General features: G+C 44.6%; 23 protein-coding genes, 1 tRNA gene and 4 pseudogenes. 19 read left to right on the top strand and 9 right to left on the bottom strand.

Annotated features, from left to right (window positions below; all coding sequences use genetic code 11):
• Positions 1 to 126: 126 nt before the first annotated feature.
• Positions 127 to 202, top strand: a tRNA-Arg gene (locus tag NYE62_RS17685).
• 200 nt (positions 203 to 402) lie between these two features.
• Complete coding sequence (locus NYE62_RS17680) at positions 403 to 1446, top strand: tyrosine-type recombinase/integrase (RefSeq protein WP_144463885.1); 1044 nt, start codon at positions 403 to 405, stop codon at positions 1444 to 1446.
• A 105-nt stretch (positions 1447 to 1551) separates the two neighbouring features.
• On the opposite strand, the gene NYE62_RS17675 is transcribed toward NYE62_RS17680, so the two are convergent.
• The 3 genes from NYE62_RS17675 to NYE62_RS17665 all read right to left on the bottom strand — a co-directional run bounded on the left by NYE62_RS17675 (position 1552) and on the right by NYE62_RS17665 (position 4410).
• A complete protein-coding gene (locus NYE62_RS17675) occupies positions 1552 to 2403 on the bottom strand; it encodes a pentapeptide repeat-containing protein (protein WP_015240651.1) in 852 nt (283 codons plus the stop codon).
• Between the two features lie 257 nt (positions 2404 to 2660).
• Positions 2661 to 2972 (bottom strand): hypothetical protein, encoded by a 312-nt coding sequence (locus NYE62_RS17670; protein ID WP_144463886.1) that lies wholly within the window; start codon positions 2970 to 2972, stop codon positions 2661 to 2663.
• A 16-nt stretch (positions 2973 to 2988) separates the two neighbouring features.
• Complete coding sequence (locus NYE62_RS17665; protein ID WP_342497095.1) at positions 2989 to 4410, bottom strand: lipase; 1422 nt, start codon at positions 4408 to 4410, stop codon at positions 2989 to 2991.
• A 50-nt stretch (positions 4411 to 4460) separates the two neighbouring features.
• On the opposite strand from NYE62_RS17665, the gene NYE62_RS17660 reads away from it, so the two are divergent.
• Positions 4461 to 4802: a DUF1433 domain-containing protein gene (locus tag NYE62_RS17660; RefSeq protein WP_342497094.1), complete on the top strand. Its 342-nt coding sequence runs from the start codon at positions 4461 to 4463 to the stop codon at positions 4800 to 4802.
• A gap of 202 nt (positions 4803 to 5004) precedes the next feature.
• Here the strand turns inward: NYE62_RS17660 and NYE62_RS17655 are convergent.
• Positions 5005 to 5358: pseudogene (locus tag NYE62_RS17655) on the bottom strand (lipase); the annotation flags it as partial.
• 51 nt (positions 5359 to 5409) lie between these two features.
• Here NYE62_RS17655 and NYE62_RS17650 point away from each other — a divergent pair.
• Complete coding sequence (locus NYE62_RS17650) at positions 5410 to 5724, top strand: DUF1433 domain-containing protein (protein ID WP_014305887.1); 315 nt, start codon at positions 5410 to 5412, stop codon at positions 5722 to 5724.
• A gap of 181 nt (positions 5725 to 5905) precedes the next feature.
• Here NYE62_RS17650 and NYE62_RS17645 read toward each other — a convergent pair.
• Positions 5906 to 6022, bottom strand: a pseudogene (locus tag NYE62_RS17645) (sporulation transcription factor Spo0A); the annotation flags it as partial.
• A 60-nt stretch (positions 6023 to 6082) separates the two neighbouring features.
• On the opposite strand from NYE62_RS17645, the gene NYE62_RS17640 reads away from it, so the two are divergent.
• Positions 6083 to 6427, top strand: coding sequence for a DUF1433 domain-containing protein (locus NYE62_RS17640; RefSeq protein WP_342497093.1), 345 nt, complete (start codon positions 6083 to 6085; stop codon positions 6425 to 6427).
• A 49-nt stretch (positions 6428 to 6476) separates the two neighbouring features.
• Here NYE62_RS17640 and NYE62_RS17635 read toward each other — a convergent pair whose 3' ends face one another.
• Entirely contained in the window at positions 6477 to 6650 is a 174-nt protein-coding gene (locus NYE62_RS17635) for a helix-turn-helix transcriptional regulator (RefSeq protein ID WP_342497092.1), read from the bottom strand.
• Between the two features lie 193 nt (positions 6651 to 6843).
• Here NYE62_RS17635 and NYE62_RS17630 point away from each other — a divergent pair.
• The 4 genes and pseudogenes from NYE62_RS17630 to NYE62_RS17615 all read left to right on the top strand — a co-directional run bounded on the left by NYE62_RS17630 (position 6844) and on the right by NYE62_RS17615 (position 8625).
• Positions 6844 to 7180, top strand: a pseudogene (locus NYE62_RS17630) (DUF1433 domain-containing protein).
• A 238-nt stretch (positions 7181 to 7418) separates the two neighbouring features.
• Positions 7419 to 7702, top strand: a pseudogene (locus tag NYE62_RS17625) (DUF1433 domain-containing protein).
• A 254-nt stretch (positions 7703 to 7956) separates the two neighbouring features.
• Positions 7957 to 8115 (top strand): DUF3237 family protein, encoded by a 159-nt coding sequence (locus NYE62_RS17620; protein ID WP_342497484.1) that lies wholly within the window; start codon positions 7957 to 7959, stop codon positions 8113 to 8115.
• 21 nt (positions 8116 to 8136) lie between these two features.
• Complete coding sequence (locus NYE62_RS17615) at positions 8137 to 8625, top strand: phenolic acid decarboxylase (protein WP_014305882.1); 489 nt, start codon at positions 8137 to 8139, stop codon at positions 8623 to 8625.
• A gap of 56 nt (positions 8626 to 8681) precedes the next feature.
• Here the strand turns inward: NYE62_RS17615 and NYE62_RS17610 are convergent, their stop codons facing one another.
• The gene (locus NYE62_RS17610; protein WP_342497091.1) at positions 8682 to 9200 is read right to left on the bottom strand and encodes a GNAT family N-acetyltransferase; all 519 of its coding nucleotides are present in this window, start codon (positions 9198 to 9200) and stop codon (positions 8682 to 8684) included.
• A 133-nt stretch (positions 9201 to 9333) separates the two neighbouring features.
• Here NYE62_RS17610 and NYE62_RS17605 point away from each other — a divergent pair, with 133 nt between their 5' ends.
• Complete coding sequence (locus NYE62_RS17605; RefSeq protein WP_342497090.1) at positions 9334 to 9963, top strand: YitT family protein; 630 nt, start codon at positions 9334 to 9336, stop codon at positions 9961 to 9963.
• Between the two features lie 80 nt (positions 9964 to 10043).
• Positions 10044 to 10574, top strand: coding sequence for a dihydrofolate reductase family protein (locus NYE62_RS17600; RefSeq protein ID WP_342497089.1), 531 nt, complete (start codon positions 10044 to 10046; stop codon positions 10572 to 10574).
• Between the two features lie 38 nt (positions 10575 to 10612).
• Here NYE62_RS17600 and NYE62_RS17595 read toward each other — a convergent pair whose 3' ends face one another.
• Together NYE62_RS17595 and NYE62_RS17590 are read right to left on the bottom strand one after the other, a co-directional pair.
• A complete protein-coding gene (locus NYE62_RS17595; RefSeq protein WP_342497088.1) occupies positions 10613 to 12061 on the bottom strand; it encodes a carboxylesterase/lipase family protein in 1449 nt (482 codons plus the stop codon).
• An 80-nt stretch (positions 12062 to 12141) separates the two neighbouring features.
• Entirely contained in the window at positions 12142 to 12597 is a 456-nt protein-coding gene (locus NYE62_RS17590; protein WP_003151541.1) for a helix-turn-helix domain-containing protein, read from the bottom strand.
• 244 nt (positions 12598 to 12841) lie between these two features.
• Between NYE62_RS17590 and NYE62_RS17585 the strand changes: the two genes are divergently transcribed.
• The 8 genes from NYE62_RS17585 (at position 12842) to NYE62_RS17550 (ending at position 21560) form a co-directional block, all read left to right on the top strand.
• Positions 12842 to 13549 carry a Wzz/FepE/Etk N-terminal domain-containing protein gene (locus NYE62_RS17585; RefSeq protein ID WP_095352635.1) on the top strand — a complete coding sequence of 236 codons (708 nt, stop codon included), beginning with the start codon at positions 12842 to 12844 and terminating at the stop codon, positions 13547 to 13549.
• A gap of 5 nt (positions 13550 to 13554) precedes the next feature.
• Positions 13555 to 14235: a CpsD/CapB family tyrosine-protein kinase gene (locus NYE62_RS17580; protein ID WP_007407393.1), complete on the top strand. Its 681-nt coding sequence runs from the start codon at positions 13555 to 13557 to the stop codon at positions 14233 to 14235.
• Positions 14236 to 14456: 221 nt separating this feature from the next.
• Positions 14457 to 16274 carry a nucleoside-diphosphate sugar epimerase/dehydratase gene (locus NYE62_RS17575; RefSeq protein WP_185156493.1) on the top strand — a complete coding sequence of 606 codons (1818 nt, stop codon included), beginning with the start codon at positions 14457 to 14459 and terminating at the stop codon, positions 16272 to 16274.
• Positions 16275 to 16289: 15 nt separating this feature from the next.
• Positions 16290 to 17429, top strand: coding sequence for a glycosyltransferase family 4 protein (locus tag NYE62_RS17570; RefSeq protein WP_199022173.1), 1140 nt, complete (start codon positions 16290 to 16292; stop codon positions 17427 to 17429).
• Positions 17426 to 18268: a glycosyltransferase family 2 protein gene (locus tag NYE62_RS17565; protein WP_039253760.1), complete on the top strand. Its 843-nt coding sequence runs from the start codon at positions 17426 to 17428 to the stop codon at positions 18266 to 18268. The genes NYE62_RS17570 and NYE62_RS17565 overlap by 4 nt, the downstream gene beginning before the upstream one ends.
• Entirely contained in the window at positions 18261 to 19397 is a 1137-nt protein-coding gene (locus NYE62_RS17560) for a glycosyltransferase family 1 protein (RefSeq protein ID WP_095352637.1), read from the top strand. Before NYE62_RS17565 ends, NYE62_RS17560 begins: the two co-directional genes overlap by 8 nt.
• A 3-nt stretch (positions 19398 to 19400) precedes the next feature.
• Positions 19401 to 20504 (top strand): EpsG family protein, encoded by a 1104-nt coding sequence (locus NYE62_RS17555; RefSeq protein ID WP_007613926.1) that lies wholly within the window; start codon positions 19401 to 19403, stop codon positions 20502 to 20504.
• Positions 20505 to 20522: 18 nt separating this feature from the next.
• A complete protein-coding gene (locus tag NYE62_RS17550; protein ID WP_031378303.1) occupies positions 20523 to 21560 on the top strand; it encodes a glycosyltransferase family 2 protein in 1038 nt (345 codons plus the stop codon).
• Positions 21561 to 21564 lie beyond the last annotated feature (4 nt).

Here is a 21564-nt window from a genome sequence, read left to right as displayed (position 1 = left end):
GCCGGTAAACGATGCAGGATTATGCTGCATGAGGACGCTGCATAATCCTGTTGTGCATTATCAAAAAAGAGTTGCTTTCTGCGCGTTCCTTTATTATAATATAAAGGTATCTGATTGAAAAAACGTGCGCTCGTAGCTCAGTTGGATAGAGCGGTGGTTTCCGGTACCACGTCTGTCGGGGGTTCGAATCCCTCCGAGCGCGTCCAATACGTTTTAACCCCGTCATATCAACGCTTTCCGACGGTCCGTTAAGGCGTCAAGTGTACGAAAAGTGTCCGACAGGACGCGAACCGGTAAAGAACGGGCCCGGCTTTAATCGGCTGGCTCGTATCTCTTAAAACGATATAGTTCGATTCAGCAAACGTAACCTCGCGGATAAATAAATCCGGGAGGTTTTTTGTTATGGCGGTTTTAAAACGCAGGCAAGGCGTCAGGGATCGGCGCGAGACTGACGGAATAGTAAAGAGCTTCAAAGCGACGAAATCCGTTCACGAAGCGTTAGGGATCGTATGCGAGCTATTTGAAACGGAGAACTATCGCGACAGAACGATCAATGATTATCGGAAGTATTGGGCGGAATTTATGGAAGTGGTCGGCATACAGCCGACGGATAACGTAACGAACATTACGGAAGATCATCTGCGGTCCTATATATCAACGATGTTCAACGTACGCGATCTTTCGCCAGTAACGATAAATATCCGTTTAGGCGGCATAAAGTCGATCCTTAGCCGAATGACTAAGCGCGGGCTTCTAAACGAAAATCCAGCGAAAAGAGTAACGAAGCTGCGGGTCGATGAAAAGACGATTAAGATGCTCACAGATATCCAGGTACGGCGATTCTTTAAAATGATCGAGAAGGATACGTTCCCAGGCTTTCGCGATTATGTAGCGTTCCTCATTGCGTTAAAATGTGGGCTTCGTTCGAATGAGCTTGAAGGACTTAAGCCGGAAGACATCGACTTTGACAACCTCGTTATCATGCTGCCGGGCGCCGTCAACAAGAACCGTAAGAACAGAATGGTACCGATGACTGAACAGGTCGCGGAAGAGTTGCGGCAATTACTAACGGAAATGACGGAGTATTTCGGTAAATTTACGCATGTCTTCGTTAATCAGTACGGAGAGAAGATTGCGAAAGATCACTTGCGGAAGAGAGCTGCGAAGTACGGGGAAATGGCGGATTTAAAAAAGGAATGCCGACCGAGCCTTCATAGCTTACGACATACCTTTGCGATTAATTATTTAAGAAACGGCAGCGATATACGTTCCTTACATTTAAAAACAAAAAAAAGAACGCCATCCAGCGGAAATAAATCCGAAAGAAAGAACGTCCTAGCCTACGTCTATTATATCGGAAAGCTAAATTCCCCGAACTCCACATGCTACAGATACCGGATGGCACAGTATTATCATGACCTAAATTATAAAAATCCTCAAAAATAAAGGAAAGCATAAAGCATATATTATTCATGACTAATATGTGCTTTCCTAAGACTGATAGTAAGACCATCTTCAAAAAGTTTCCTTCAATACACAAACTGAACAAAATTAGTTAATCCAATGGGAAGGTCGTTGTATATGAGAGGGGAATGTTGTCTTTACATCACCTTTAGCCGAATTAATTTGCATTTGAGTTAAAAACATACTCGTAGATAAGTCTGCTCCCCTTAAATCAGCATCACGCAAATCAGCGCCAATAAAATCAACACCTCTTAAATCTGCATTCCTCATATCTGCAGCAATTAAATATGCTCCCCTTAAATCTAATGCCCTTAAATCTTTACCTCTTAATTTTTTGCCAATCCAATCGGCTCTTTCGTAATTATAATTCTTGGCATTTTTAGTGTCAGGTAACTTTGAAATTAAGCTTTCCCGAATATACTCGCTGGTTTCCGAAAGCAATTTGTTTAATGGAAATCTGTACACCACTAGATCAAGAGATAATAATTCTTCAGCATCGAGTTTTGTTAAGTTCTGCAATTCTTTTAACTGCACACTCAATTTATCAGACAAAGCATGGGGAATATCATACGACAAGGCTTCTGCCGTGTACGCAATCATTTCATGTATTTGTTCCATGATCGGAAACACTCGGAACATTTTTTCTCGAATTTCAGGATTATCTCGCCAACTTTGACCTTTAAAAGTAATTTGAGAAACAACTTGTCCAGAACCTAAACAGTCAAACACTGTACAGCCCTTAAAACCTTTCTCTTGTAAGTTGCTGTGAATTTGACAACCATAATCAGATTGTAAATTAACACAAGGTGCACCTGCTGGCTTGTTAATTGGAAAATCGCTTGATGCTACAATATTAAGCGCTGTGCAGCAAAGTCCAAAGCACTTCGTACAATCAGCCGTTAAACTTTCTCTAATATTTTTGGCTGTTTCATTATCCATTTTTATACCCTCTTATCTTTAGTCAAATAACTTTTGAGTTTAATATACGAGATTCCTAAACAATCTTGATTGTTAAATAATAAATACCTTGTCAACTAGAACTTTTTGTAGACTTCTGCATACGCTACTTTTAATTGGGTTTCTAAAATCTTTGTTCTCATGCTCTAGTCGCTTAACTTTCCGCTTTAATGACTCGATAATCGCATCTTTATTATTTTCGTTCATTTCATACTTAACTTGCTTTGCAGAGGGGCTTTTTATCTCGTTTTAAAGCTATTAACGAAAGTTTCTCCGTCGTTCTCCACATTAACAATAAGCTTGGCACTTTCACTGATCCGCTGTGCGAGAGCTTTTTGCGCCTTGCCTTCAAAGCTGTTCAAGAGTGCTGAATACACTTCATATAATTCATCTTTCAACGTATCCATTTCGAATGTCGGTTTCAGCGTTCGGCGGACTGTTTCCAGTTTCATCCCCGCTGCCTGCGTCATCCCTGTTTTCAGCATCTGCCGCTGCAGCATTTTCTTCATCGGGTCGTCCTTGTGTTCTAAAAGTTCGTCTAATGTCGGCATTATGTATACACCTCTATCATCTTAACCAGTTTGCGAGCATCTGGTCTTTTTCCTGAAATTCGTCTGCTATTTTATGTAAGAATCCGCCGATCTCTTCAAGATCCGTGATCGCCGCCTGCAAAGAATCAATAAACGCCTGCTCAGCCTGAGTGTCATAAAAAATCGGGCCTTTATCGTAAGATAGCGCAATATCTTCAATGGTATTGGTCACGTCCTGTGCTTGAAGCTGATCATACAAGCCGTATCCGACTTGACCGTAGAATTCCGTTTTCAGCTCGGCGATTTTTTCATCGTGCTCCTGATAGGCGTTCTGCGCTTCTTTTTTCATCGTCCGCAAATCCTCAGTCATAGCCTGCACCTTTTCAGCCAGCTTCTTTGCGTTTGTCGGCGTTACTTTTATCGCGTCGCCGCTTCCGATCGCACCGGCCGGCAGAAGAGCGCCGAGGTTTTTGTCAAAGACTAATTCATCTCCGTTCGGATTTGCGATAGTTCCGTTTCTGTCGAACACGAAATTTGCTTCGTTTAAGCCGTGTGTATCCGGATTTCTCAGAATGACAGTAGTGAAGAAATAAGCGAGATTTTTTCCGATCTGCTCGCTCAATTTCCCATCAAGCCGCTGGTTTCGGCTGAACTGTGAGAGCGAGGGGTTTTTCGTATAAATTGTTGTCCCGTTGTGGCGGTCATATTCGTTCCAATAACCTGCCCCGACCATGTCGTCCGGATTGATAATTGACCGGATGTAAGGATCGTAAATGCCGCTGTTGATCTCTTTCTGTGTTTCCTCATCGTGCAGTTTCACGACGGAAGGACTGTTAAACGCGACGGCATACACATTATTATTCACCGCGCTGTATTCGGCCTCAGCGCCGCCAAGTGAATGGCCGGTTGTTGAAATAATCGTTGACGTTCCGGCATACTTTTTCTTTACGCTGCGTACCAGCTGATCGGCTTGATCGATTTGCGAAGTTTTCGTCATCAGCTTATACTTTCCGGTTGTGAGCATGGCGTCTTGAGAGGGCGTTCCGTGATAGGTTCCAAGTGTTTTCGACGTATCCTTTGCGTCTTTTTTTACAATATAATGTACTTCTGTTTTCGGATCATTTCCGAAAACAATATTGCCGCCGTCCGCTTTTACGCCGTCATTGATCGGGTCTTTTGCGATATCAGTGCCTGCGAAGGCGACGACCACGTTTTCGGGGTTTTTTGATTTTGTCCATTTACCGTTTTGTGTTTTTTCTCCTTTTGATAGTACAACTGCGTCCAATCCGGTATCTTCATCAGTTTTTATTTTCTCAACATACCAAGGGATGTTTCTATCAGCTATAATAGGTTGATTGTTTTTTAGGCTTTCTTTTAATTTATTATAATTGTATGCGTACTGACTAAGGATGTAATAAGTTTCATCAGATACTTCAGGTACTTTTATGTTCTTGGCCATACAAAACTCCTCACATATAATGTAAAATGAATTATTGAAAGGGTGATTCTATGAAAAAATACATTTTTATCCTTATAATTATTATTATAGCAGTTGGGGGTTTTATAATGAAGAGTATGAATGATAAAAATGAACAGGCTGAAGAGATAAAGATTGCTCAAGAACGAATGGAGAAATTTATCAAAGCGAATTATGAAGGCATACATAATGTTACATTTAAAGATAAATACGAAATAGATCCAATGGGTGGAATAGAGGTATTCGGCTATTACAACGATGTTACATCAAATAAATTTGACGGTATTTATAATAAGGCAAATGACAAGATTATGGGACACACTATAGATGCTGTGAGAAAGAAAGAATGTAGAGATAAAGACTGCGATTATTAAAAAAGACGCCAGTGTGGCGTCTTTTTTGTATTATACCTTCAATTGCTTCGGAAATTGTGGACCATTTTTCTATTCCGCGAGCTACATGTGTACCTTTGCCTGCTATTGTTGCGTATGCTTCATATGTATTATTGGCTGGCCCCAAAAACTCTAACGGATAAATCCCTTTCCTTAAAGAGTAGCCATTCTTGTTTTTCTCCTTGTAATACACTTCTGTTTTCGAATCATTCCCGAAAACAATATTCCCGCAGTCAAAGATCGGGCCTTTTGCGATATCGGTTCCCGCATAGGTGACGACCACGTTTTCGGGGTTTTTTGATTTTATCCATTTTTCGTTTTTGGACTTGATGCCTTTTGAGAATACAAAGGCATCAAGACCCGTATCAGAATCCTGTTTCACTTTCTCAACGTACCAATATGACGTCTTACTGATTTTATAAGGAGTTTTATATTTCATGTGCAGGGCTAACATTTTATAATTGTAAGCTGCTTGACTCAAACGGTAATATTCTTTATCTGTGACATTAGAGACGGTTATTTCTTTTCCTTTTGGCATATATACATCACCTTTCTTATATTGTAAAATAGTTCCGAAAGGATGATACGCATGAGGAAATACATTATTATCCTAATTGTTATAATTATAGCAGTGGGAGGTTTTTTCGTGAAGCATCAATATGATAAACATAAAAATGAAGAAAAACTTGTGATTGAGGCGCAAGATCATATGAGGAATTACTTAAAAAAAGACTATAAAAATGTACAGGAAGTTCATTTTTCAAAAGACTACAATATCGATCCGACAGGCGGAGTTGAAGTTTCAGGCTACATAAATAATAATAAAGAAAAAGAATTTTCCGGTATATATGATCCAACGAACAAGGAGATAGGTATTTCAGTGGTCAATGCCGAAGAAAGGTAAAATACCCACCTCAGGGATGAGTGGGTATTTATTTTGTTTAATTATCTTACAAAATTCGTGACATGTTTCTCATACAGTTCAAACCTATTCCTGAGATCAATCGCCTCTACCGTCTCATTTGTCGAGGTATCCCTGATATTAACGGTACAAATATCATGACAACCCAACGATAGGAAAAACGTCAGATCAGCATTTCACTCGCTTTAAGTTCCATTCTTAACTTGCCAGCAACAATCGCGATGAATTCTGAATTGGTTAGCTTTGCTTTTGACATGCTGAAAGTATATTCATATCAAGTTTTCGCTCATTTCGTTTACTTAAGAACGACAGTTATTTATAGGAAAGGGTTGATTTCCAAATGAAAAAGAAAAAGTACATAATTATCCTTATTTTAATAATTATAGCAGTTGGGGGACTTTTTATGAAGCATCAGTATGATCGAAAGGAAAAAGAGATTGCGTTATTCGAAGAAGCCCAGAATCATATGAAAAAGTTTTTAACAACGAACTATAAAAATGTGAAAGATATCCATTTTTCTGAGGATTACTATATTAACCCAATGGGTGGTATTAGTGTTAAGGATTATACTAATGAAAAAAAAGAGTTTGAAGGTCTATATGACCCAGGCAATAAAGAAATATTGTCATATACGGTTGACGCCGAACCAAAAGAAGAATGTAAAGATAAGCTTTGTACAAGATAAATTAGCCAGCTCAATCGAGCTGGGCTAATTTTGTTGTATTGCTCTTCCTCTAATCTCCTGGACATAAAACAAATTTTTCATAGGTGCATTTTTTAATCCTGTTAATAATGAATAGTGTTGTGTTATCATATCTTGTATTTGTTTTAAATCTGCTTATCGTAACCTCAGTTGAACCAACTAAATCAGCCAATTCCTTCTGGCTTTGAATTCCCTTCTCCTTCATAACTTCATTAAATTTAGATCTGACTATAAACTTTTTTAGAAATTCACACACCTTTTAGGCTAGTCTAACTAACGCTTATATAAAAGTATTCTCGATCACTGTTATTTGATACATTGATGTTTTTTAGACATGTACAACACGCTGAGGTTAATGTAAATTTAATCTAATAAAGGGTGAGTCTGTGAATAAATACATAATTATCCTAATATTTGTACTAACTATAGCGTCAGGAAGTATCTACAAGAAGTACCACTATGATAAAAAAGAAGCGGAACAAGAACTTTTTATCCAAGCGAAAAATAAAATGGAAAGCTATATAAAAGCTAATTACAAAAATATAAAGCAAATTACATACATTAACGATTATAAAATAAATCCTATGGGTGGTATTTCCGTGAAGGGGTACTTGAATGGTAATAAGGAAAAATGAATTTTTCGGACTTTATGACAAAACGAATGATGAAATAGGAGTTTCGTCAGTCGATGCGGAAGAGAAACCCGAATGTCAGGAAAAAGAATGTGAATACTAAAAGACGCAAAATGAAGAAGTTCTCTTGTTTGCCGGTTTATATGATCCGCTGTGAACATTGAAGAAAAATTTTAAGTCGCCTAAATAGCGTCTGTTTTTGTATGAATTATTGCACCGGATGTCACCGACCATTTTTGCGAGTCCGCGAGCTTCATCATAACTCATGGGAGGATGATTCTGGTGAGAACATACATTATGATCTTCTCTTGGTTATCTTTATAGCAGCCGGAGGTTTTATAATGAAGAGTATGAATGATAAAAATGTTCAGGCTGAAGAGATAAAGATTGTGCAGAACGAATGGAGAAATTTATCAAAGCGAATTATGAAGGCATACATAACGTTACATTTAAAGATAAATACGAAATAGATCCAATGGGCGGGATAGAGGTATTTGGCTATTACAACGGTGATACATCGAATAAATTCGATGGTATTTATGATAAGGCCAATGACAGGATCATGGGCCACTCAATAGACGCTGTAAGTAAGAAAGAATGCAGAGATAAAGATTGCGATTACTAAGAAGACGCTCGTCTGGCGTTTTTTGATATATGAGCATACAGTAAATGAAAAAGACAAGGGTTTCGGCGTGGGCCGCCCTTGTCTTTTTTCATTGAACATTGGATAACATAATCAGAAACAGCTCATTATTTGACAGTCCATTTTAACAGCGTTACAATTAAACGTGTAAATAGTTACATGTTTAAATAAACATAATGTCTCGGGAGGTGATACGTCCTTGAATGAGCCTTCTTAAAAAAGTCATTTATGAGTCAGTGAACCGCATCATTGATCCCGAGCACGTGTATTTCCGCACTGTGCCTGTGTTTGAAACAAGCAGCGAGGCATATCAGCATCTGCAGGACCGGCTGTTTATCGGAACTGCGGTCAGGTTGCCGGATGACATTCGGTTAGATATTTATGAAGTTCAATAATAATATGGAGAGTGAGTCAACATGGAAAACTTTATCGGAAGCCATATGATTTACACGTATGAAAACGGCTGGGAGTATGAAATCTATATTAAAAATGATCATACGATCGACTATCGGATTCATAGCGGAATGGTAGGCGGCCGCTGGGTGCGCGACCAGGAAGTGAATATCGTGAAGCTGACAGAAGGCGTATACAAAGTGTCATGGACTGAACCGACAGGCACAGACGTTTCCTTAAACTTTATGCCGAATGAAAAACGGATGCACGGAATTATTTTCTTCCCGAAATGGGTGCATGAGCATCCGGAAATCACGGTGTGCTACCAAAATGATTACATTGACGTGATGAAAGAGTCACGTGAGAAATATGAAACATACCCGAAATATGTCGTTCCCGAGTTTGCGGATATTACGTATCTCAACAATGCGGGAATCAATAACGAAACACTGATTTCAGAAGCGCCGTACGAAGGAATGACCGATGATATCCGTGCGGGAAAATTAAAATAAGAGAAAAAACCCGGCAGCTTGGCCGGGTTTTTTTGTATCAGGAAATCCTGCGGCTATTACGACAGGGTTTTGGTCATAATAAAGTCGACTTGTTTATCATCCCCCATATAAAAAGAGTGTTCTCCGGTTTGGACAAACCCCATTTTTTGATAAAAGGCGATTGCATTTTCGTTTTTTTCCCATACGCCCAGCCAGATGTTCTTTTTATTGTGTGCTGTTGCGATTTTCACAGCTTCATTCAGCAGATATTTGCCAAGCCCGTGTTTCTGATGTTTTTTTCTTATATAAATTCTCTCAATCTCAAGAGAATCTTCACCCATTTTTTCTGACTGTGCTTCGTTCATGTTGACTTTTACATACCCCGCAAGGTCATCATGATAATAAACAAAATAGAATTGAGAAGACAGATTGGATAATTCCTTTTTCAGCTGTTCAGAGCGGAATGCATTTTCCAAATAAGCTTTCATATTTTCAGGTGAATTTTGATCTTTAAATGTATCATTGAATGTTTCAATGCTTATCTCCCGGAGCTCTGTTATATCGTTAAGGCTGCACTTTTTTAATTTAATACTCATGGTCATACAGCTCCTTTCTTCATTTATCATATCAGCTGATTTTTTGTTGTATTTGCAATGAAAATACCGTATAGTAAACATAACGTAATTTTGTTGTATTTGCAACATAAAATAAGAAAATGAGGACGATAAAGTGAAATATGTTTTTTATGTTTTAGGAATCATGATCTTGACCTTTGGTGTTTCTGTCACGATTCAATCAGATCTTGGAACGTCGCCTTTTGATGCGCTTATTGTGGGATTATCCGTCCATGCAGGGCTTACCGTGGGAAGCTGGGAAATCATCATCGCTTTCCTGTTAATTTGCTGTAATTCAATGTTAAAAAGGCAAAGGCCGGAATTTTCAGGGATGATTACGGCGTTTATAACGGGAATCGGGATTGATATGTGGCTTTTTTTTCTGCATCGAGTCATAACGCCTGAACTATGGTACGGAAAAGCGGGCTGTTTTGCAATCGGTTTAGTTGTGATAGGGATAGGAACCGCAACCTATCTGCACACAAATTTCGCCCCGATCCCGGTTGATCGGTTAACGTTAATTGTCCGCGAATTAACCGGGAGAAGCATCTTTTTTTCAAGAACGGTCATTTACTTCATATTTTTCATACTGGCCGTGATGCTAAAAGGTCCGGTAGGCATCGGAACGTTATTAACCGTTTGTTTAGGAGGGGTCATCCTTCATTTCTTTATGCCGATTACCGGAAGATGGATAGACTGCATATTAACAGCATCTCCAAAGCAGGAAGAAACGAAAACCCGGTAACGGGGGTTTTTACCCGATTCTATCATTTTTTCATTTCATCCGCATGTTCAAGGTATAATAAAAAAGGGGGAGGGATTTTTATGAGCGGTCAAAGAAAACTCGTTTTTTACGGAGCTGTCAGCGCAGATGGCTATCTTGCGCGGGAAAATCATTCTTTAGATTGGTTAATCGGAACTGAAGGTGAAGACGGCACCGATTATGAAGCTTTCTATGAATCTGTCGATACGATCATCATGGGCAGAAAAACATACGAGGAAATATTGATTTTATTGCCTGAGGAATTTCCGTACAAAGGTAAAGAATGCTATGTGTTTTCGCGGACATTGACCGGGCGTACTGAACATGTGCGGTTTATTCATGAAGAGCCTGCCGATTTTATAAAAGCATTGAAACGCCAAGAAGGCGAGCGGATTTGGATTGTCGGCGGGAGTGATCTGCTGCACCCGGTTTTGGAGGAAAAACTTGTCGATGAGTTTATCATTCAGATCGCCCCCGTTCTGCTCGGCCGCGGAATTTCTTTGTTCAAACCGGGAGACCGGGAGACAGGGCTGATGCTGACTGATGTCAGGCGTTACAAGCAATTTGCGGAGTTGCATTATGAAGTGAGATGAAAACGAAACGCCAAGGGAGCCGGCTCCCTTGGCGTTTTTTATGCTTGAAACAGGATGCGGCGTTTTGCTGAATCGGGATCACTTTCGACAGCGGTATCCGTGTTGAAAAGCAAAGTTTCGCGTGAATCGGTATCATATTCAGGCCAATTGAAGTGAGAGGTGTTCGGGTTTCCGGTTTTTGCAAAAGCGAGCCATGCGGATTGGATTTGTTTGGAAAGCTGTTCTGCGTCATCACCGAGCGGTTCTTGCAGCGTCTTTCTCAAAGAATCAAAGTTTCCGAACACAAACGGCAATTCCAGAGCGTGAACGGCTTTATGAAACGGCGGTGTTTCGCCATGCCAATCAAAGCGGTACATCCAGACCGGTGCGTGCTGCGACTGTCCTTGTGCGAAAGCGACAGCCGGCCGCCAGAAAATCAGATCCGTCATCATATCGATTTGTCCCTTTAATGAATGCGGATATAAATCTGCCGCTTGCTCAGTGCAGTTCTCTCCGAGATGATAATGCAAATAATCTTGCTGCTTTTTCTCGGAATGAATGTCTGTATCAGGGGTGAAAAACAAATATGCTTCATCACGATTGGTTCCGATGATCATAGGTATGCCTTCTGCGGCCCCGTCTGCTATGGCTTTCACCGGTTCCGCAGGTAATGTGGCCGGATCGATGGCGGGCTGAAACAAAAGCTGAAAAATGTTTTGATCTAGTGAGCGCCGCACTTTATCCGCAGTCTTAAGCAGGTCATTAACGGAAAGCTCCTGCAATTGATCAGTGCCGGCTTCATGAATAAATGCCGCCGCGATGTCTTTTGCCATGTCCGCCGGGATCGTATGAGAGGCGCCGCTTTCTAAAATGGCTTTATGAAACAGGCCTTTTGCGTCAGGCATTGCCATAAGGGAGGCGATGCTCATGCCGCCTGCCGATTCACCAAATATCGTGACGTTATCCGGGTCTCCTCCAAATTCGGAGATATTGTCTCTCACCCAGCGCAGGGCGGCGATCTGATCGAGCAGCCCGATATTGGCGGAATACGCGTCATGAATAGAAGACAAATGTAAAAAGCCGAACGGTCCGAGCCTGTAATTGAGTGTCACTACAATGACATCTCCGTCAGCGGCAAGGGCAGATCCGTCGTAAAGCGGTTCGCTTCCGGCACCTAAATAAAATGCCCCGCCGTGTATCCATACCATGACAGGCTTTTTTTCGCCCTCTGAATCGGGGGCGAAAACATTGAGGTAAAGGCAATCTTCAGATTGAGGCGGTACATCTCCGGAAAACGATATAGACAGCATATCATCCGGCTGCGGACAAACCGATCCGAACGAATCGGCATGTTTTACGCCGTCCCAAGGTGCGGGCGGCTCCGGCGCTTTAAATCTGAGCTCTCCGACGGGCGGCTTGGCGTACGGTATGCCCTTCCATGTGCGGGCACCGCGGCCGGCAGTTCCTTTCATTGCGCCGGAGCGGGTTTGAACGGTAAGTTTTGTCATGATTTCATCCCCTTTTTTCTTTTCATTATAAACAGAGATGAAGACATGAAGCGAATAAAAGCCTTTTCATCAGCATATCATTAGTAACGCTTCCGTTCTAAAAATGATCTGACTTCCTGAACGGACAAGCCGAGTTCTTTGGCTTCCTGCATCAGCGCTTTCCATTCCTCAATGTTGGATTCAGTCAGTTTTCTGTTGCGGTAGGGTGCGGGCTCCGGGCGTTTTTCAGTCAATTTGTTCGTAAAGGTGAACAGTTCTTCTTTCGGCATGCCTGACTGCACGGCCTGCACAAGGTGGATGCGCCACTCATCTTCCGTGCCTCCCATGTGATGCAGCATCGTTTCGGCATCAAAAAGCTCCGTCAGATCGACCTGCAGGGTGGCGGATACTTTTTTCAGAAATTGGATGGACGGATTTGAGTGAACCCCCCGTTCTATCTTGCTTAAATAAGATTTAGAGACACCTGCTTCAACTGCTAGCTGATTAATAGAGTAGCCTTTTCTTCTGCGGTATAAACGAATTATTCTTCCAATCATTGTGCTGAATTCTCCCCTGTATACTGGCATTTTTTTGTTCATTATAAGAAATCTTTCGTTCTTTATAAAATTTAAAATTATAAGGTAAGTGCAGTAAATAAGAGGAAAATCATGATAATGTTCTTTAAAAAGAACTAAATGGCTTAATTTGAAATTTTCAAATTTCGACCTTTTCTTTTATAATCCAATCATTAACAGAAGGGGGCGTTTAAGCCTGATGCAATAAGGATGAGGCTGTAATTACATGAATGAGAATATGAGTTTCAAAGAATTATTTGACATTATTAAACACAGATTTTTACTGATTTTTATCATGACAGCAGTTGTAACGCTGGTGACGGGATACATCCAATTCCGGGTGATTTCGCCCGTTTATCAGTCATCGACCCAAGTGCTCATTCATGAAACAAGCGGTGAAAAAAATTCGAATCTCAGCGACGTTCAGCTGAATCTTCATTACAACAATACGTTTCAAACGATAATGAAAAGCCCGGTAGTGCTTGAGAAAGTGAAGCAGACGCTGCATCTTTCTGAGACGGCATCCGCTTTAAAAGCAAAGATCACGACAAGCAGCGAAACCGATTCAGAGATCATTACCGTAGCGGTGCAGGACGAGAATCCGAAACAGGCCGCCGCTATAGCGAACACGCTGATGAAGACATTTAAAAAAGAAGTCCGTGACAGGATGAATATAAAAGGCGTCATTGTTTTGTCTGAGGCAAAAGCATCGGAAAGCCCGATGGTCAAGCCTTCGCGCATCCGAAATATCATGATGGCGTTCGGTGCGGCTCTCATGGCGGGTGTGACGCTTGCGTTTTTTCTCCATTTTCTTGATGAAACCGTTAAAAGCGAGCGGCAGCTCAGCGAAAAAACAGACTTGCCTATTTTAGGGGTTGTGTATGACATCAAAAATCAGCAGACACGGTCTGATGAAAAACATTTCGGGGAGTGAGGCGTTTGGGATTCAGAAAAAAGAAATCTAGAAGGGGACTGGCTCAAATATCCGTTTTACATCACAAATCATTGGTGGCTGAACAATACCGCACCATTCGGACAAATATTGAGTTCTCCTCTGTTCAGACCCATTTGCGCTCTATTCTCGTCACTTCTTCCGTTCCGGGAGAAGGAAAATCATTCAGCGCCGCCAACCTTGCCGCGGTATTTGCGCAGCAGGAAAAAAAGGTGCTGCTCGTCGATGCGGATTTACGAAAACCGACGATACACGAGACCTATCAGCTTGAAAATGTACAAGGCCTTACGAATGTGTTAGTCGGAAACGCTTCCCTCGGCGAAACGGTGCAAAAAACGCTGATTGATAACCTTTACGTCTTAACGAGCGGGCCGACGCCGCCGAATCCGGCTGAGCTTTTATCTTCAAAGGCGATGGGAGAGCTGATTCAGGAGATGTACAGCCGGTACAGTCTGGTTATTTTCGATTCACCTCCGCTTTTGGCTGTGGCGGACGGACAGATTTTAGCGAACCAGACAGATGGAAGCGTTCTCGTCGTCTTGAGCGGAAAAACGAAAATGGATACCGTCCAAAAGGCGAGAGACGCGCTCCAGCAGTCAAAGGCAAAGCTTTTGGGGGCGCTGCTGAATAAAAAGAAAATCAAAAAAACGGAGCACTACTCTTATTGAGCGGTGCAGGTGATGTCTCCTTACCTTTATCAACGGAGGCACTCGGCTCTGCTGTGGGCGGCGTTTTCCGCCGCCTTAGATGCTGGTCGTCGGTGGCGGGGTGTGAGGACGGGTTAAATGCCCAATTTTATCTTAAGATGATGCATTGTTATCGGCTTAGCTGTTATGTCTGTTTTTACGAAAACCGTATCAGCTAAACCGATAAATGAGGAGGGGAAAGATTGACTTACCGGAGAAGACTTTCAATGATTTTTGCATTGGATACGTATCTCGTTTTACTTTCCGTTGTTATAGGATATCAATTTTTTGAGGATTCTTATCACTTTTATGACTCCGGAGCGTTGCTGCTGACTGCCGTGAGCATGCTGATCAGCCATCATGTATGCGCTTTTATGTTTCACCAGTATAAGCAGGTATGGACGTACACGGGAATAGGCGAGCTGCTTGCCTTGATGAAGGGGATCACGCTGTCAGCAGCCGTAACGGCGGCCGTCCAATACGGGGTGTTCCACACGATTTTGTTCCGGCTGTTGGCCGTCAGCTGGATGGTTCAGCTATTGTTCATCGGAGGAAGCCGGATGATTTCCCGGGTGCTGAAAGAAACGATCGGTAGGAAGCAAAATGACTCTTCCCGGGCGCTGATCATCGGCGCAGGTGCGGGGGGGACGCTGCTCGTCCGTCAGCTTACCCAGAAAAATGATCTCGGAATCATGCCTGTGGCTTTTATTGATGATGATCAGACGAAGCATAAGCTCGAAATCATGGGCCTGCCCGTCATCGGCGGAAAAGAAAGCATTATGCCGGCGGTGCAGAGGCTGAGAATCCACCATATTATCATTGCCATTCCGTCTCTTTGCACCCATGAGCTTCAGACGTTATACAAAGAATGTGTGCAGACGGGCGCCCATATTAAAATCATGCCGCAATTTGATGAGATCCTGCTCGGAACGCAGGCTGCCGGACACATCAGAGATGTAAAAGCCGAAGATCTGCTCGGCAGAAAGCCGGTCACCCTTGATACGAGCAAAATTTCTGACAGCATCAAGGGAAAAACGATTCTGGTCACGGGCGCCGGCGGCTCAATCGGTTCTGAGATCTGCCGCCAGATCAGCGCGTTTCTTCCGCGGGAAATCGTCCTTCTCGGCCACGGGGAGAACAGCATTCATTCCGTACATACCGAGCTGTCCGCACGCTTCGGCAAAGAGGTGCTCTTTCACGCGGAGATCGCCGATATTCAGGACAGAGATAAAATCTTTACTTTGATGAAAAAATACGAGCCGCACGTCGTCTATCATGCGGCTGCCCATAAACATGTGCCGTTAATGGAACATAATCCGGAAGAAGCCGTTAAAAACAACATCATCGGCACGAAAAATGTCGCCGAAGCCGCCGACATGTGCGGAACGGAAACATTCGTGCTGATTTCTTCTGACAAAGCGGTCAATCCGGCCAATGTCATGGGCGCGACGAAACGGTTTGCGGAAATGGTCATCATGAACCTCGGAAAGATCAGCCGCACCAAATTCGCCGCCGTCCGTTTCGGAAATGTGCTCGGAAGCCGCGGCAGCGTCATTCCGATTTTCAAAAAGCAGATTGAAAAAGGCGGACCCGTCACCGTCACGCACCCGGCGATGACAAGATATTTTATGACGATTCCCGAAGCGTCAAGACTCGTCATTCAGGCGGGGGCGCTTGCAAAAGGGCGGCAGATTTTCGTTCTGGATATGGGAGAACCCGTCAAAATCGTCGATCTGGCAAAAAACCTGATTCATTTATCAGGCTATACGACAGAACAGATTCCCATCGAATTCTCCGGCATCCGCCCGGGAGAAAAGATGTATGAAGAATTGCTGAATCATAATGAAGTACATACGGAACAGATTTTTCCGAAAATCCATATCGGGAAAGCGGTGGACGGGAATTGGGCCGTGCTCATCCGTTTTATGGAGGAATTCAGCCGTCTGCCTGAAGAAGAGCTGAGAAAAAGGCTGTTTGAGGCGATCGAATCAGTACATGAAGAAGCGGCTGCAGGCGTGTGATGGGAGGACAGAAAGATGACGAAAAAAGTATTATTCTGCGCCACTGTCGATTATCATTTTAAAGCCTTTCATCTTCCGTATTTTCAATGGTTTCAGGATATGGGCTGGGAGGTGCACGTCGCGGCAGGCGGCAATATGAATCTTCCGTTCGTTGATGAAAAGTTTTCCATTCCGATCCGGCGCTCGCCGTTTCATCCCGAAAATCTTTCTGTTTACAGGCGGCTGAAACGGATCATTCAGGACAACGGCTACGACATGATTCACTGTCATACGCCGGTCGGTGGCGTGCTTGCACGCCTTGCGGCGAGACAAGCTCGCCAAAAAGGGACAAAGGTGCTGTACACCGCGCACGGCTTTCACTTCTGTGACGGAGCGCCCCTGAAAAACTGGCTTCTTTATTACCCGATCGAAAAATTTCTTTCTTCTTATACGGATTGTCTGATTACGATTAATGAAGAGGATTACGAACGGGCCAAGCAAATGAAAAAAACAGCTTGCGGCGCGAAAAAAATACACGGCATCGGGGTGAATACAGACAGGTTTCGCCCTGTGAGCCGGGAAGAGAGTGAACGTCTGAGAGAAAAACACGGCTTCGGCGCCGGGGAATTTATTCTCGTATACCCCGCTGAATTAAACGGCAATAAAAACCAAGGACTTCTCATTGAGACTGCGGCACTGCTGAAGAACCGCATCCCGGAGCTGAAACTCGTATTTGCAGGAGAAGGCGCAATGGAAGCGCCGTACAGAAAAAAGGCTGAATCACTCGGTGTATCCGACATGGTGCGGTTTTACGGTTTTTGCCGCGATATTCATGAACTGATTCAGCTTGCCGATCTGTCTGTCGCCTCAAGCATCCGGGAAGGACTCGGCATGAATCTGCTTGAAGGAATGGCTGCCGAAAAGCCGGCCGTTGCCGCGGACAACAGGGGACACCGTGAGATCATCGAAGACGGCGTGAACGGTTTTCTCGTGCCGGCCGGGGACAGCGCGGCATTTGCCGATCGGATTGAAAAGCTGTACCGCTCCCCGTGTCTGCGAAAAGCAATGGGACAAGAAGGGCGCAGGACGGCGGAATGTTTTTCGGAAACACGTACGGTAAAGGAAATGGCGCACATTTACGCCGGTTATATGGATAAAAAGGAGAAAAGCGTATGAATGCAGGAGCACAACCGAAAATTTCCGTCATCATGGGAATTTATAATTGCGAAGAGACTTTAGCGGAGAGTATTGAATCCATCCTGAGCCAATCTTATAAGAATTGGGAACTGATTATGTGTGATGACGCGTCAACTGACGGAACGTATCAGATTGCGCGCCGTTACGCGGATCATTACGGCGACCGGATTACGCTGATTCAAAATAAGACAAATCAACGGCTTGCCGCTTCGCTGAACCGCTGTCTGACATACGCAACGGGCGATTATATCGCCAGGCAGGACGGTGATGACATCTCCAACCCGAGGAGACTGGAAAAACAGGCCGCTTTCTTAAACAAGCACGCCCACTATCAAGTCGTAGGCACGGGGATGCTCGTATTTGACGAATTCGGCGTAAGGGGCGCCCGGCTTTTGCCGCCCGTGCCGAAACCGGGAATTATGGCGAAAGGCACACCGTTCTGCCACGGCACCATTATGATCCGGGCTGAAGCGTACAAAGCGCTTGGCGGCTACCGGTCAGTCAGGCGGACGCGGCGGATGGAGGATATCGATTTGTGGCTGCGCTTTTTTGAAGCGGGTTTCCGGGGGTACAATCTCCAAGAAACGCTGTATAAAGTAAGAGAGGACAGTGATGCGTTTAAAAGGAGATCGTTTACGTATTCCATTGATAACGCGGTCCTCGTTTTTCAGGCATGCAGACGGCTGAAGCTGCCGCTTTCCCATTACGCGTATATCGCAAAACCTCTCATCCGCGCCATTACGCCGCCCGCGGTCATGAACCGTTATCATAAAAACAGGGACATCCGCCAAAAAGAAGGGCTTGCCGAACATGACTGACAAATCGATGCGGGTGCTGCACATCTTCAGCGGGATGAACAGGGGCGGCGCAGAAACGATGATGATGAATTTGTACCGGAAGATGGACAGAACGAAGGTGCAGTTTGATTTTTTAACCCATAGGAACGATCCGTGCGCTTATGATGAGGAAATTCTCGCTCTCGGCGGACGGCTTTTTTATGTGCCGAGCATCGGCAGCACAAACCCGATTACATTTGTGAAACAGGTCAAGCGGGTGATTCAGGAAAAAGGCCCGTTTGCCGCCGTGCACGCCCATACCGATTTTCAGTCGGGATTCATCGCGCTTGCCGCTCGTTTAGCCGGCGTCCCGGTGCGGATCTGCCATTCGCACAGTACGTCGTGGCGGGGGCGGGCGTCGCGGCTTGCCGGGATGCAGCTGTTTGTTTTCAGACGGCTGATCACGGCAAACGCCACGGCACTGTGCGCCTGCGGAGAAGACGCGGGCCATTTCTTATTCGGGAAAGAAAAAGACGTGCATCTTTTGCCGAACGGCATTGATCTCGACTTATTTGCCGGCGGGTGCGCGGATACAGAAGCTGAAAAAAGGAAGCGGGGCATTGCAGACGGCCGTTTGGTGATCGGCCATATCGGCCGCTTTACAGAAGAAAAAAACCACGAATTTCTGCTCCGGCTGGCCGCTGATATGAAAGAGCGAGGCATCGGTTTACAGCTGATTCTCGCCGGAGACGGTCCGCTTCGCACCGACATGGAAAATCTGGCGGCGAAGCTGGGGCTTGATGATGATGTGCGTTTTATCGGCATAGAAGACCGCGTTCATGCCCTGCTGAAAACGCTGGATGTATTTGTCATGCCGTCTCTTTATGAAGGGCTGCCCGTCACGCTCGTTGAAGCGCAGGCCTCCGGGGTGCCGTGCGTAATATCAGACGGCATAACGGAAGAAGCCGATGCCGGGCTCGGGCTGGTCAAAAGGCTCAGCCTCAAAGAACCGCCCGGACAATGGGCATCCGCGGTGTTACGGGCAGCAGAGGCGGCAAAGCCTGACGGGGCGCGCATTAAAGAAACCCTCAGACGGCAGGGATATGACGCGGGAGAAAATGCGGGGGCTGTTATGAAGCTTTACAATATGAATTGGAAAAAGGAACAGTAACGAATGATTGTATATGTAGTCAATATGGGAATTGTGTATATTTGGTCATGGTTCGCGAAAATGTGCGGCGGGCGTGATCAATCGCTTTCGACCGGATACCGGCCGAATCAGCTCGTCATGATCGTTCCGCTGCTATCGCTCGTATTGGTCTCCGGTTTGCGCTACAGAGTCGGGACGGATTTTCAGACGTACGCGCTGATGTACAAGCTGGCGGGAAATTACGGCAGCATTTGGGAGATCTTCGGGTTCGGAGCGAAAAAAGCAGCCGTTGATCCGGGGTTTACGGCTCTCATCTGGCTCATGAATTTTATCACGAAAGATCCGCAAATCATGTATTTCACCGTGGCGGTCGTGACGTGCAGCTTTATTTTAAAGGGGCTCGTTGAGTTCGGCCGTCCGTTTGAGCTGAGTGTGTTTTTGTTTTTGGGCACGTATCACTATTACGCTTCCTTTAACGGGATCAGGCAGTATATGGTGGCGGCCGTTTTGTTTTGGGCCGTCCGCTACGTGATCAGCGGAAGCTGGAAGCGTTATATGTCAATCGTGCTGCTGTGTTCGCTTTTTCATTCCTCAGCGCTGATTATGATTCCGGTTTATTTTCTCGTCAGAAAAAGAGCCTGGTCGCCTGCGATTTTCGGACTGTCGGCATTGTTTCTTCTTATGACGTTTCTGTATCAGAAGTTCATTTCGCTTTTTGTCGTCGTGCTGGAAAACAGCTCGTACGGCCATTATGAGAAATGGCTGATGACCAATACGAACGGGATGAACGTCGTAAAAATCGCGGTGCTGCTTCTGCCGCTGTTTTTGGCTTTCTGCTATCGGGAGCGGCTGCGGAAGCTCTGGCCTGACATTGATGTCATTGTGAATTTCTGTCTGCTCGGCCTGCTCTTCGGTCTTTTGGCGACAAAGGATGTTATTTTCGCCCGGTTTAATATATATTTCGGCCTGTACCAAATGATCCTGATCCCTTATTTTGTGAGAATTTTTGATGAAAAATCAAATGCGCTGATTTATATCGCCATTATTGTCTGTTATTTTCTTTACAGTTACTTGCTTATGCCGGTCGATTCGTCTGTGCTTCCGTACAGAACGATTTTTTCCCGGTAATGGACATTGGAGGTTTATATGGAAACACCCGCGGTCAGTTTATTAATTGCTGTGTATAATACGGAAACTTATTTAGAAAGATGCTTAGATTCATTGCTCAATCAGTCGCTCGCCAATATCGAAATCGTGGCCGTTAATGACGGGTCAACGGATCAAAGCCCGGCGATTCTTGAAACCTATCAGAAGCGGGATGAGAGAATCCGGGTCATTCATCAGCAAAACCGGGGGCTCGGCGCAGTCCGCAACAGGGGGATCGAGGCGGCGCGCGGCGAATTTATCGCTTTTATTGATGCGGACGACTGGGTTGAACCTGATTATTGCCTGCGCATGTATGAAAAAGCGAAGGCTGATCAGGCTGATCTCGTGATTTGCGAATATGCGGCCGAGTTTGCGGATACGGGGAAAACCGCCGTTTCAACGATCGCTTCAGCGTACGCGGGGCGCCCGAAACAACTGTACCTGAAAGATTTATTTGAAGGAAGAGTCAGCGGTTTTTCATGGAACAAGCTGTACAAAAGAACCATGATCGAGCATCATCAGCTGCGCTTTCCGCTTCGTGATGAGCTGGAGCACGTGGAGGATCAGTACTTCAGCCTCCGGGCGCATGTTTTCGCAGGTGCGGTCTCGTACGTGGATCAGCCGCTCTATCATTATCGGATTCACTTGACTTCCATTGTGCAAAGCTATCAGAAAAAGCTGTTTGACTCAGGTCTCGTTCTCTATCGGCTGAACGAGGCTTTTTTGCGTGAAAACGGCTGCTTACAGGAATACCGGCAGGAGCTGGATTTTTTCATCGTTCAGCACGGAACAGTCTGCCTGCTGAATGAATGGAAGCGGAATAACGGCGGCCGGTTTTCTGAGAAGTGGAAGAATATCAGCCGGATATGCGCTGATCCCGTGTTTCGCCTGAGCCTTTCCAAAACCGGAACGGCGCCGTTTGACGCCAAACGCTCATGCCTTCTGCTTTTGGCGAAGCTGAAGCTGATTCCGTTCGTGTCGCTGGCATCAGCCGCGTATCAGCGGGCAATCGAGTACAAAATGAAAATCAGAGGGTGAAGAC

Source organism: Bacillus sp. FSL K6-2861 (genome assembly GCF_038630725.1).
GTDB lineage: Bacteria > Bacillota > Bacilli > Bacillales > Bacillaceae > Bacillus > Bacillus velezensis.
Note: the sequence above shows the minus strand (reverse complement) of the source record. Positions and strands in the feature narration are given on the sequence as shown.